This is a genomic window from Flavobacterium sp. WC2430 (assembly GCF_040822075.1).
In the GTDB taxonomy this organism is placed as follows: Bacteria; Bacteroidota; Bacteroidia; order Flavobacteriales; family Flavobacteriaceae; genus Flavobacterium.
Window position 1 is genome coordinate 244,192 of the sequence record NZ_CP162007.1, and the last position, 12,400, is coordinate 256,591.

General features: G+C 33.3%; 13 protein-coding genes and 2 tRNA genes. 8 read left to right on the forward strand and 7 right to left on the reverse strand.

All coding sequences use genetic code 11. The annotated features are described in order from the left end of the window. The first annotated feature begins 117 nt into the window (after nucleotides 1–117). Nucleotides 118–369, forward strand: coding sequence for a hypothetical protein (locus tag AB3G36_RS01150; RefSeq protein WP_367755183.1), 252 nt, complete (start codon nucleotides 118–120; stop codon nucleotides 367–369). A gap of 54 nt (nucleotides 370–423) precedes the next feature. Here AB3G36_RS01150 and AB3G36_RS01155 read toward each other — a convergent pair whose 3' ends face one another. The 3 genes from AB3G36_RS01155 to AB3G36_RS01165 form a co-directional block, all read right to left on the reverse strand. Beyond that, a complete protein-coding gene (locus tag AB3G36_RS01155; protein ID WP_367755185.1) occupies nucleotides 424–1,548 on the reverse strand; it encodes a glycerophosphodiester phosphodiesterase in 1,125 nt (374 codons plus the stop codon). A 77-nt stretch (nucleotides 1,549–1,625) separates the two neighbouring features. Next, nucleotides 1,626–2,645, reverse strand: a complete 1,020-nt coding sequence (galE, locus tag AB3G36_RS01160; protein WP_367755187.1) for a UDP-glucose 4-epimerase GalE — start codon at nucleotides 2,643–2,645, stop codon at nucleotides 1,626–1,628. A 76-nt stretch (nucleotides 2,646–2,721) separates the two neighbouring features. After that, nucleotides 2,722–3,852, reverse strand: coding sequence for a DegT/DnrJ/EryC1/StrS family aminotransferase (locus tag AB3G36_RS01165; RefSeq protein WP_367755189.1), 1,131 nt, complete (start codon nucleotides 3,850–3,852; stop codon nucleotides 2,722–2,724). A gap of 214 nt (nucleotides 3,853–4,066) precedes the next feature. On the opposite strand from AB3G36_RS01165, the gene AB3G36_RS01170 reads away from it, so the two are divergent. The 7 genes from AB3G36_RS01170 to AB3G36_RS01200 all read left to right on the forward strand — a co-directional run bounded on the left by AB3G36_RS01170 (nucleotide 4,067) and on the right by AB3G36_RS01200 (nucleotide 8,910). Continuing rightward, nucleotides 4,067–5,296 carry a 3-deoxy-D-manno-octulosonic acid transferase gene (locus AB3G36_RS01170; RefSeq protein WP_367755191.1) on the forward strand — a complete coding sequence of 410 codons (1,230 nt, stop codon included), beginning with the start codon at nucleotides 4,067–4,069 and terminating at the stop codon, nucleotides 5,294–5,296. Nucleotides 5,297–5,731: 435 nt separating this feature from the next. Continuing rightward, nucleotides 5,732–5,956: a hypothetical protein gene (locus AB3G36_RS01175; RefSeq protein WP_367755193.1), complete on the forward strand. Its 225-nt coding sequence runs from the start codon at nucleotides 5,732–5,734 to the stop codon at nucleotides 5,954–5,956. Nucleotides 5,957–6,143: 187 nt separating this feature from the next. After that, complete coding sequence (locus AB3G36_RS01180; protein WP_367753414.1) at nucleotides 6,144–6,506, forward strand: transposase; 363 nt, start codon at nucleotides 6,144–6,146, stop codon at nucleotides 6,504–6,506. Nucleotides 6,507–6,660: 154 nt separating this feature from the next. Further along, nucleotides 6,661–6,873 carry a hypothetical protein gene (locus AB3G36_RS01185; RefSeq protein WP_367755195.1) on the forward strand — a complete coding sequence of 71 codons (213 nt, stop codon included), beginning with the start codon at nucleotides 6,661–6,663 and terminating at the stop codon, nucleotides 6,871–6,873. 28 nt (nucleotides 6,874–6,901) lie between these two features. Then, nucleotides 6,902–7,264 carry a transposase gene (locus tag AB3G36_RS01190; RefSeq protein WP_367753414.1) on the forward strand — a complete coding sequence of 121 codons (363 nt, stop codon included), beginning with the start codon at nucleotides 6,902–6,904 and terminating at the stop codon, nucleotides 7,262–7,264. A gap of 13 nt (nucleotides 7,265–7,277) precedes the next feature. Beyond that, nucleotides 7,278–8,231, forward strand: coding sequence for a transposase (locus AB3G36_RS01195; protein WP_367757913.1), 954 nt, complete (start codon nucleotides 7,278–7,280; stop codon nucleotides 8,229–8,231). Then, nucleotides 8,224–8,910 (forward strand): transposase, encoded by a 687-nt coding sequence (locus AB3G36_RS01200; RefSeq protein WP_367755198.1) that lies wholly within the window; start codon nucleotides 8,224–8,226, stop codon nucleotides 8,908–8,910. The genes AB3G36_RS01195 and AB3G36_RS01200 overlap by 8 nt, the downstream gene beginning before the upstream one ends. 61 nt (nucleotides 8,911–8,971) lie before the next feature. On the opposite strand, the gene AB3G36_RS01205 is transcribed toward AB3G36_RS01200, so the two are convergent. The 4 genes from AB3G36_RS01205 to mutS form a co-directional block, all read right to left on the reverse strand. Then, entirely contained in the window at nucleotides 8,972–9,319 is a 348-nt protein-coding gene (locus tag AB3G36_RS01205; RefSeq protein WP_367755200.1) for a DUF1508 domain-containing protein, read from the reverse strand. Between the two features lie 73 nt (nucleotides 9,320–9,392). Beyond that, nucleotides 9,393–9,478, reverse strand: a tRNA-Leu gene (locus tag AB3G36_RS01210). A gap of 14 nt (nucleotides 9,479–9,492) precedes the next feature. Beyond that, nucleotides 9,493–9,565 (reverse strand) — tRNA-Gly (locus tag AB3G36_RS01215). A 149-nt stretch (nucleotides 9,566–9,714) separates the two neighbouring features. Further along, entirely contained in the window at nucleotides 9,715–12,321 is a 2,607-nt protein-coding gene (gene mutS, locus AB3G36_RS01220) for a DNA mismatch repair protein MutS (protein ID WP_367755201.1), read from the reverse strand. Between the last annotated feature and the right edge of the window lie 79 nt (nucleotides 12,322–12,400).

Sequence of the window (12,400 nt, forward strand, 5' to 3'; positions counted from 1 at the left end):
AATTTTTGTGAGGATTTTTTTTTGTGATAATTTCTAAAAAAACTTTTTTGAGTAAAAAGTTGTACATTTAACACTCTTGTTCTTCTAAAACAATTAATTATCAAAACATTAAAAAAAATGAAAAAAGTACTTTTAAGTTTAGCCCTTGTCTTGGCATTAATGACCTCTTGTAAAGAAAAAACACAAGATAAAATGGGAGAAGCCACAGAAGCTGTTGGCGACGAAATGGATGAAGCAATGGATACAGCTGCCGTCAAAATTGATGCTGCGGTTGACTCCACTAAAGTAAAAGTTGGAGAAACTCTTGAAAAAGGAGCTGCAAAAATGGATGAAGCTGGTGAAAAAATGAAAGAAGCAGTTTCAAAATAATCGAATTAAAGGCTGTCAATTGACAGCCTTTTTTATTTTAATATGGGTATCAACCTATTTTAAATCCAATGACCTCGCTTGAATAGCCGTATCAGTAAAGTCTGAAAATACCCCATCCAAACCTAGCCTATAAAAAGCTTGATATTCTAAAAGGGGGTTGTTATTGTAATCACTTAACAAACGATGGCTTTCATTTCTAAAAGTATAGGCATGCACTTGCAATCCTCTTTTATGTGCTTCATTAATTAAGCTTGTAGGCGGTAATGCCATTTTATCGGCTTCATTAATTTTACCATCGGCATTTTTATCATCTGCAATACCATCCTTATTTACGTCAGTTGCTGTATAAGGAATAATAAAAGGTTTCCAAGGACCAATTCCAGTGGCGTAGGTTTTTACAAAATCCAATCCTTTGGGCGTGATGAAAAATCCAAAATCTCTAGTATCCCCTTTTAAATACCAATCATAAGGCATTCCATCAGAAATCAATTCTCCTTTAGGTACTGAAAAAATTAAGTCCCCGTTTAGAGCAACATCATAGCACCCTAGCAACTGAATAGTTTTTACAGTTGATTTGGATCTAATGTATTGTAAGTTAGAAACTTCAAAAGATTGAACAAATACTGGAGCCTCACTATTATTCCAGCCAGCTGCTTCTAATGCCGTTAATAATTTATCTGTAATGGGTAAGTTTAGCGCTTCATGAAATGAAGGGTGTTTTGTTTCTGGATAAATCCCAATAGTCCTTCCTAACTCTTTTGATTTTTGTTTTGCCAAAGCAATAACTTGTTCAAATGTGGGAATGGAATACAAGTTATTGAATTCTTGTGGCCTTTCGGCAAAAGCCTGTTTCGCACGCAATTTTTTTATCTCTGCCAAGGTAAAGTCAGACACAAACCAATCCGTTATTAGTTTTCCATCAATGTTTTTGGTTGTTTTTTTAGAAGCAAACTCGGGCATTTCTGAAACATTTGTTGTTCCTGACAACATGGGTTCATGACGAACAACGAGAAAACCATCTTTGGTTACAACTAAATCAGGTTCGATAAAATCAGCTCCCATTTTTATAGCATTGCTATACCCTTCTATAGTATGTTCTGGCAAATATCCAGGAGTACCACGGTGCCCAATAACAATTGTTTTTTCACCAGACAAAGTAAACTGTTTTTGAATTGGCATATTATTTTTTTTTACATCATAACTTTTACATGATACTATAAAAATTAAACTCAAAAACAGTACACTTTTCTTTATCATTATTTTGCTTTTCTCACTTTTTGTTCCCACTTCCAAGCACTTGCCATCGCTTCCTCTAATGTAGATTGTGCTTTCCATCCTAAAACAGTATTGGCTTTCTCAGTATTAGCATACGCCTCAATAACATCACCTTCTCTACGATCAACTAGTTTATACGGTAATTTTTGTCCGCTTATTTTTTCGAAAGCATGAATTACTTCTAAGACAGAACTTCCAGTTCCTGTTCCTAAATTGAAAGTCTCTACTTTTTCTAGATTCTTTTTATTCAATAATCGTTGTAAAGCAATTACATGGGCTTTCGCCAAATCGACTACGTGAATATAATCACGTACGGCAGTTCCGTCAGCTGTAGGATAATCATCCCCATATACCGAGAGTTCTGTTCTGATACCCATTCCTGTTTGGGTAATAAAAGGGACCAAATTTTGAGGAACTCCAAGAGGCAACTCACCAATTTCTCCAGAAGGATGTGCTCCAATCGGATTGAAATAACGCAATAAAATAGCATTGATATTAGTAACCTTGGCCGTATCAATAATAATTTCCTCTCCTATTTGCTTTGTATTTCCGTATGGTGACATTGCTGTTTGAACAGGAGCATCCTCCGTAATTGGCATTTTTTCGGCTTGACCATACACCGTACAAGAAGAACTAAAAATAAAACTAGCCTCCTCTTTTTTCTCTAATTCCTGCAAAATATAGATTAGCGTACTTAGGTTATTTTCATAATACAACAATGGATTTCCAACACTTTCTCCAACTGCTTTTGAAGCTGCAAAGTGAATTACTCCTGTTATATCGTGGTGTCTATTAAAAAACGCTTGTACCTTAGTTTTATCTCTTAAATCTAACTTTTCGAATGCTGGGATTTTTCCAGTTATATTTGAAATTCCATCCAATACACTTAGTGATGTATTTGACAAATCATCTACAATTAGTACATCAAAACCTTGATTTTGTAATTCTACAACAGTATGTGAACCTATAAAACCCAAACCTCCTGTTACAAGTATTTTCATAATTTATTTTTAATTAAAATGAGAGTTCTCATTTCATTTTATAAAAAAGACGCGATAAATCGCGTCTCCATTTTGCTTATTTTAAAAACTCTAAAACACTGTCCGTAATGAATTTTATTTGTTCATCATCAAGCTCTGTATGCATCGGTAACGAAATAACTTCTTTTACCAATTGATTCGTTACAGGAAAATTTTCTTCTTTGTAACGAACATCCATATACGCTTTTTGAGAGTGTAACGGAATTGGATAATAAATAGCACAAGGAATTCCTTTATCTAATAAATGCTGCATTAATCCATCTCTATCCGCATCTATAATGCGCAAGGTATATTGATGAAAAACATGACAATCACAAATGTCACAAATGTTTGGCGCAATAATGTTTTTATGTCCTACAAATGCAAGTGAATACTTTCTAGCTGCATCTTGTCTTGCTTTATTATATTCATCTAACAAAGGTAATTTAGCATTTAAAACAGCAGCTTGAATACTATCTAAACGGGAATTCACTCCTACTACATCATGGTGATAGCGCTCGTACATTCCGTGATTTACAATTCCACGCAATGTATGTGCTAAAGCATCATCATTAGTAAAAATAGCGCCACCATCACCATAGCACCCTAAATTTTTAGATGGAAAAAATGAAGTAGCTCCAACATGACCAATAGTACCTGCTTTCTTTTTAGCACCATCCGAGAATTTACAGTTGGCACCAATCGCTTGTGCATTATCCTCTATAACATATAAATTATATTCCTTGGCAACTGCCATAATCGCTTCCATATTGGCCGCTCGTCCAAATAAATGAACTGGTACAATTGCTTTTGTTTTTGGAGTAATGGCACGTTTTATTTCTTCAATAGAAATATTCATATTATGTAGATCCACATCTACTAAAACTGGTGTCAATTGCAACAAAGCAATTACCTCTACCGTTGCAGCAAACGTAAAATCAGCAGTAATAACTTCATCTCCTGGCTTCAAACCCAATCCCATCATGGCGATTTGCAAAGCATCCGTCCCGTTTGCACATGGAATTACATGCTTAACATCTAGATAATCCTCTAATGTTTTTTGAAAATGATGCACTTGAGGACCGTTGATATAGGTATTTGTGTTTAAAACTTCTTGGATAGACTCATTTACAACAGCCGAAATTTTATCATATTGACTTTTTAGGTCAACCATTTGAATTTTTTTCATTTATATTTTATTAAAACCAATTCATCTAAAAATTAAAAAAAGCACAAAACACAAAAATTGCTGTTTTGGGGTTAATTCTTAGCCTTTTAACATTAAATTGAACTGATTAATTTGAACTTTATCAAAACTCTTAATTGCAAAAATATGAATTTAAGCACTAAGATTTAAATGATAAACAAAAGAAACTGTATTTTAGCAAAATAAAATTTCTGGTATGCTTTTTCTTTATAACATCGTGATACAAATTACGGGTCCACTGTTAAAATTTATCTCTCTTTTTAACCCAAAAATCAAACTTTTTGTCAATGGACGAGAAAATGTTTTTCAAATTCTAGAAGAACAAATCAAACCCCAAGACAAATCATTTTGGTTTCATGCGGCTTCATTAGGAGAATACGAGCAAGGAATTCCCATAATTGAAAGAATTAAAAACGAGTATCCTTTACATAAAATTGTAGTTACCTTTTTTTCACCCTCGGGATACGAAGTTCGCAAAAACAATACCATTGCCGATGTAACCGTCTATCTCCCTTTGGACACCAAGAAAAACGCGAAAAGATTCCTAGAAATTGTTAATCCAGAAAAAGCGTTTTTTATTAAATATGAATATTGGCTGAACTATTTGAGTGAATTAAAAAAACAAAACACACCCACGTATTTAATTTCAGGTATTTTCAGAGAAAACCAAATGTTTTTTAAATGGTATGGCGGTTTTTACAGAAAAGCGTTAGACAGTTTTACCTATTTTTTTGTTCAAAATGAGAAGTCCAAATTATTATTACAGCAATTAGGAAAAACTAATGTTGTTATTTCAGGAGACACCCGTTTTGACAGAGTGGCAGCTATTCTAGAAAAAGACAATACGCTACAATTTATATCCGATTTTAAAAACGATACCTTGACTATCGTTGTAGGCAGTTCATGGCCAAAAGACGAAACTCTTTTACTTGACTTTATAAATAAGAACACCTTAAATGTAAAGTTCATTATTGCACCTCATAACATCAAAAAAGAACAAATAGAAGAATTAAAAAATAAGATTTCAAAAAAAGTGGTTCTATTCACTGAAATGGAAGGCAAAAATCTTTCAGATTATGATGTCTTTATAATAGACACAATCGGCATTCTAACAAAAATCTATAGCTATGCTGACATCGCTTATGTAGGTGGAGGATTTGGAAAATCTGGAGTTCACAATCTATTAGAACCAGCCACTTTTGGAGTTCCAATAGTGATTGGCCCTAATTACTCCCGTTTTGCTGAAGCAATTGCTTTAGTAAACATTGGTGGTTGCGTATCTATTTCTAAAACAAGTGAACTTAATAGGATCTTTAAAAACCTTGTTCTTGATGAAGCTTTCAGAAGCGAACAAGGACATATTTGTAGCACTTTTGTATTAATGAATAAAGGAGCAACAAATAGCATCATGAATAACATCTCCTAAAAAAGCATGTAAAAGTGATAAAAAACGCTTTGATTATATCGCAATAAATAAGGCTATTTTTTTAATTTTTACAAAAAATAAACTTCCATTAAATTTTTTAGATAATTGCCTTAGCCATTTACTTCTAATTCAGTATCCACAAATCTTAAAACAGTACCGCTAAAGGAATAATCACAGGTCTCAATCAAGTTGACCTAATAAATCATAAACACCTCATATACAGAATACTATGACTTAATTTCTATTTACAAGAAACAATAAAATCGTTTAAATCCAGTCCGAAACAACTCCATTTTTTGCTACTTCTAATTTTACAATATTTAGTAAAAAATTAAATTGCATATTATTTTAAAAAAAAATTGAAAAAATAATTTACATATCAAAAATTTTATATCTTTGCGTCGAATTAATAATTAACCTTTATATTAAATTAAGATGAAAAAAGTATTTTTAAGTTTAGCTGCTGTTGCTGTTTTGACTGTTGTATCATGTAAAAAAGCTGACGCTTCTGCAGAAGACGCTTCTGCTGTAGTTGATTCTGCTGCTGTTGTTGTTGATTCTGCTGCTGCTGTAGTTGATTCTGCTGCTGTTGTTGTTGATTCTGCTGCTGCTGTTGCTACTGAAGCTGCTGCTACTGCTACTGAAGCTGCAAAAAAATAATTAGAATTTAATTCTAAAAATTTTAAAGCCATCCGCTTAGCGAGATGGCTTTTTTATTTTACATAATTTATTTACAGTCATAAAAAAGGAGCTCTTGATTAATTAATCAAGAGCTCCTTTTGGATCAAGTCTAAATGTTGTGGGGAAATATTAAATTAAGATATTTGTATTTATAAATTTAATACAAATGCAAGATTCTTTTGTTGAACTTCTCAAGTTATTGTTACCAGAAATTATAGTTGATTATTTTGAACTTACTTCATATAAAAAAGGGGAAGAAATTCTTCATCTTTATTTAAAAGAGATTAATTCGATTCCAAAAGAATATCGTCAAAACAAATTAAGTTCAAAAGGATTCTTTGATGAGATAACTGTTCAAGATTTTCCAATCCGTGGACATCAAGTTTATCTACATATCACCCGCAGAAGATGGCTTAACGAAGATAGTGGACAAGTTGTATTTAGGGATTGGAATTTAGTAGCAGACGGAACTCGGGTAACACAGGAGTTCGCGTCTTTTTTAAAAGAAATCAATAGATTCCAAGCCTAATGATTGCAATGCTATTGCTTCTTTCTACGGTGTAAGCGGTAAGAATCTGCAACATCATTACAAAGATTTCTTAAGTGATTTTAAAATCTGGAATCAAAAACCACACGCAAAAGAATGGCTTATTTTTCCTGAAAACATTGGAAAAAGACTGTCATTGGACGAAACCTCACTATCCAACGGTGAGCTCTATACAATTCTAACTAATAAAGCAGCAAAAGGTAGAAAAGGAACCATCGTTGCAATGGTTGCTGGAACTAAAGCTGAAACAGTAATCGCTATCATTGAAAAGATACCTCTTAAACAACGAAATCTAGTCACAGAGATAACCCGGATCAAGTCTAAATGTTGTGGGGAAATATTAAATTAAGATATTTGTATTTATAAATTTAATACAAATGCAAGATTCTTTTGTTGAACTTCTCAAGTTATTGTTACCAGAAATTATAGTTGATTATTTTGAACTTACTTCATATAAAAAAGGGGAAGAAATTCTTCATCTTTATTTAAAAGAGATTAATTCGATTCCAAAAGAATATCGTCAAAACAAATTAAGTTCAAAAGGATTCTTTGATGAGATAACTGTTCAAGATTTTCCAATCCGTGGACATCAAGTTTATCTACATATCACCCGCAGAAGATGGCTTAACGAAGATAGTGGACAAGTTGTATTTAGGGATTGGAATTTAGTAGCAGACGGAACTCGGGTAACACAGGAGTTCGCGTCTTTTTTAAAAGAAATCAATAGATTCCAAGCCTAATGATTGCAATGCTATTGCTTCTTTCTACGGTGTAAGCGGTAAGAATCTGCAACATCATTACAAAGATTTCTTAAGTGATTTTAAAATCTGGAATCAAAAACCACACGCAAAAGAATGGCTTATTTTTCCTGAAAACATTGGAAAAAGACTGTCATTGGACGAAACCTCACTATCCAACGGTGAGCTCTATACAATTCTAACTAATAAAGCAGCAAAAGGTAGAAAAGGAACCATCGTTGCAATGGTTGCTGGAACTAAAGCTGAAACAGTAATCGCTATCATTGAAAAGATACCTCTTAAACAACGAAATCTAGTCACAGAGATAACCCTAGATATGGCAGGAAATATGGGGTTAATTGCCAAGAAATGTTTTCCTAATGCAACTCGTGTCATCGATAGATTCCACGTTCAAAAATTGGCCACAGAGGCCTTACAAGAAATCAGAATCAAATACCGTTGGCAAGCAATAGATCAGGAAAATGAAGCTATAGAAAAAGCCAAGGAAAACAAGAAAAAGTTCGAATCTGTAGTGTTGACTAACGGGGATACACTTAAACAATTACTAGCCAGAAGTCGCTATTTCTTATACAAGAATAAATCAAAATGGTCTGAAAATCAATTACAACGTGCCCATTTATTATTTGAATTATATCCTGATATCAAAGAGGCTTACAATCTATCTCAAGGATTACGCAACATTTTTGAAAGTACAGCCGATAAAATAATCGGTTTTGCTAGACTTGCAAAATGGCATGAAAAGGTAAGTCAATCTGGGTTTAAGTCTTTCAATACAATATCTCGAACCATAATCAATCATTATCAAAACATATTGAACTATTTTGATTATCGAAGCACAAATGCATCAGCTGAATCTTTCAACGCCAAAATAAAAGCGTTTAGATCTCAATTTAGAGGTGTTAGGAACATTGAGTTTTTCCTTTTTAGACTAACAAATATTTATGCTTAATTTTTGTTGCTCCACAGGTTTTGGGATTGATCCGATAACCCTAGATATGGCAGGAAATATGGGGTTAATTGCCAAGAAATGTTTTCCTAATGCAACTCGTGTCATCGATAGATTCCACGTTCAAAAATTGGCCACAGAGGCCTTACAAGAAATCAGAATCAAATACCGTTGGCAAGCAATAGATCAGGAAAATGAAGCTATAGAAAAAGCCAAGGAAAACAAGAAAAAGTTCGAATCTGTAGTGTTGACTAACGGGGATACACTTAAACAATTACTAGCCAGAAGTCGCTATTTCTTATACAAGAATAAATCAAAATGGTCTGAAAATCAATTACAACGTGCCCATTTATTATTTGAATTATATCCTGATATCAAAGAGGCTTACAATCTATCTCAAGGATTACGCAACATTTTTGAAAGTACAGCCGATAAAATAATCGGTTTTGCTAGACTTGCAAAATGGCATGAAAAGGTAAGTCAATCTGGGTTTAAGTCTTTCAATACAATATCTCGAACCATAATCAATCATTATCAAAACATATTGAACTATTTTGATTATCGAAGCACAAATGCATCAGCTGAATCTTTCAACGCCAAAATAAAAGCGTTTAGATCTCAATTTAGAGGTGTTAGGAACATTGAGTTTTTCCTTTTTAGACTAACAAATATTTATGCTTAATTTTTGTTGCTCCACAGGTTTTGGGATTGATCCCTCCTTTTTACTTTACCATAAAATTTCCCTAATCTTCAAATATAAAATCATCATTGGAGAAATCTAATATTTCTGCTTTTGAACCATATTTGACTATTTCATCAATTCCTTTTTGAACCATCAACTCTGTGGTATATTTTCTACTAGTTGCCTTGACAACACCATCAACTACAACCCTGAAAAAGAACTTCCCTTTAGTAGTTTTAAACTTCACGTAAGAACAAGTTTCAAAAACCGACCGGATATGCTCCGCATCAGCCTCACAATCCATTCTTAATTCATATGCATTACTAGTGAAAATTGTTTTTCCTTTTCTAGAAGTAAACTCAAATTTATAATCTCCGCTAAACCTTTTACTAATAACAAAAGAACCCATATTTTATTTAAGTGATATTTATGAATTTTCTATATAGACAAAAAAAAAGCCTCTTCAAAAGAAGAGGCTTTAGTACTCAGAGCGGGACTTGAACCCGCACGAACATTGCTGTTCACTGGATTTTAAGTCCAGCGTGTCTACCAATTTCACCATCCGAGCATTATGTGGTGTCGAGCGAAAAACGGGGCTCGAACCCGCGACCTCGACCTTGGCAAGGTCGCGCTCTACCAACTGAGCTATTTTCGCATTTTCAATCGTTAAAAAGAACCGCGATACTTGTTCTGTATTGCGGATGCAAATTTAAGACATTTATTGAATTACGCAAGCCTTTTTCACAAAAAAAATCAAGATAAAAGTTAAACTTCTGATAACCTAAACTTTAAAAATAAAAAAAATTACTTTCTTGTCAGCATTCTTTTTATTTCGTTTAATTTCATTAAAGCCTCCACCGGCGTTACTGTATTTATATCTAAATTTAATATCTCTTCTTTAATTTCTTCTAACAACGGATCATCTAAATTAAAGAAACTCATTTGCATTTCATCCTTGTCTGACTTAATTCCATTTAATGCTTCACTGGAATGATTCCTTTCTAATTTCTTCAAGAGTTTTTGTGCTTTCAAAATTACAATCTGAGGCATCCCTGCCATTTTTGCTACATGAATTCCAAAACTATGAGCACTTCCTCCTTTGACTAATTTTCTAATAAAAAGAACAGTGTCTTTTAATTCCTTAACTGAAACATTATAATTCTGTATTCTAGGCAATGATTCACTCATTTCATTCAGCTCATGATAATGTGTCGCAAATAAAGTCTTGGGTTTTGACGGATGTTCATGTAAATATTCTGCGATGGCCCAAGCAATTGAAATCCCGTCATAAGTACTCGTTCCTCTACCAATTTCATCCAAGAGCACCAAACTTCGATCCGAAATATTATTCAAGATGGATGCCGTTTCATTCATCTCCACCATAAAAGTAGATTCCCCCATCGAAATATTATCCGAAGCCCCTACTCTTGTAAATATCTTATCAACTATTCCCATCCTAACACTATCAGCTGGAACAAAACTTCCCATTTGCCCTAACAATACAATCAAAGCAGTTTGACGCAAAATAGCCGATTTACCAGACATATTAGGTCCAGTAATCATTATCAATTGTTGTGTTTCTCTATCTAGATAAACATCATTAGCAATATAAGGTGTCCCTACTGGCAATTGCTTCTCAATAACAGGATGCCTTCCGTTTTTAATCTCTAATTCAAAAGTTTCGTCAAGAATTGGACAAACATACTTGTTTTCAATTGCTAATTGCGTAAAAGAACACAAACAATCCAACTGAGCTACTAAATTAGCATTCAACTGAACAGGCTTGATATAAGTGGTAATCCAAGCTACCAGTTGCTCGAATAATTCCGATTCTATTTTATGAATCTTTTCTTCGGCTCCAAGTATTTTAGTTTCGTATATTTTTAACTCCTCCGTAATATAACGTTCCGCATTAACTAAGGTTTGTTTCCGAATCCATTCCGGCGGGACTTTATCTTTATGGGTATTTCTAACTTCGATATAATACCCAAAAACATTATTAAATGAAATTTTTAATGATGAAATACCTGTTCGTTCTGACTCTCTAGCTTCAATTCCTTCCAGAAATTCTTTACCCGAAATGGATATCGCACGTAAATCATCTAATTCTTCATTAACACCTTTAGCAATAGCATTTCCTTTGGCTATAGCCACGGGCGCATCCTGATTTAAAGTAGTTTTAATTTTTTCACGTAACAATTCGCAACTATGTAAACTATCTCCAATAATCTTAACTGCTTCTTGCGGGCTTTCTAATGCCAATTTTTTTATAGGAATAATGGCATCCAGCGACTCTTTAAGGTATACTACTTCCCGAGGCGATACTTTTCCTGCTGCAATTTTAGAAATTAAACGCTCCAAATCGGAAATTTGCTTAATTTGATATTGCATTTTCTGCAAAACCTCTTGATTCTCTTTCAAATAAGAAACTACTTCATGTCGGTTTTTTATTTTATTTCCATCTTTTAATGGCAATGCCAACCATCTTTTTAACAAACGCCCGCCCATTGGCGAAAGCGTCTTATCTATAACATCCAAAAGCGTAACCGCATTGGGGTTATAACTATGATATAATTCTAAGTTACGAATGGTAAAACGATCCATCCAAACATAAGCATCTTCCGCTATTCGTTGAATCGAAGTAATATGCTGAACTCTATTGTGCTGTGTTTCAGATAAATAATACAAAATAGCACCTGAAGCTATAATCCCTTCTTTTAAATCTTCAATTCCAAATCCTTTAAGGGAAATAGTTTGAAAATGTTTCGTTAAAGTTTCTAAAGCATAATCTTCTTTATAAATCCAATCTTCCAGATAAAAATTATGAAAATCTTCCCCAAAAGTATCTCGAAATTCATTCTTATAATTTTTGGGAATTAAAACCTCCGAAGGATTGAAATTTTGTAATAACTTATCAATATACTCCGCATTTCCTTGTGCAGTTAAGAATTCACCTGTAGAAACATCCAAAAAAGAAATACCAATCGATTTATTTGCAAAATAAATTGACGCTAAAAAATTATTCGTTTTAGAATGTAATACTTCATCATTCATGGAAACTCCTGGAGTAACTAATTCTGTCACCCCACGTTTCACAATAGACTTAGTCATTTTAGGATCTTCTAATTGATCACAAATTGCTACACGAAGACCAGCCTTAACTAATTTTGGCAAATAGGTATTAATAGAATGATGTGGAAAACCAGCTAGTGCTGTTTCAGTTGCCGATCCTGCACCACGTTTCGTTAATGTAATACCAAGGACTTTTGAAGCTCTAACAGCATCATCTCCAAATGTTTCATAAAAATCACCTACACGAAACAACAAACAAGCATCTGGATATTTCCTTTTTATGTCGTTATATTGTTTCATTAAGGGCGTTTCCTTAACTACTTTATCTTTAGCTGCCAAATTATATGTGTTTTGATATATGAGAAAAATATCAGCGAATTTAAATATTTAAATACGAATAACTGAACACTTGAAAAAA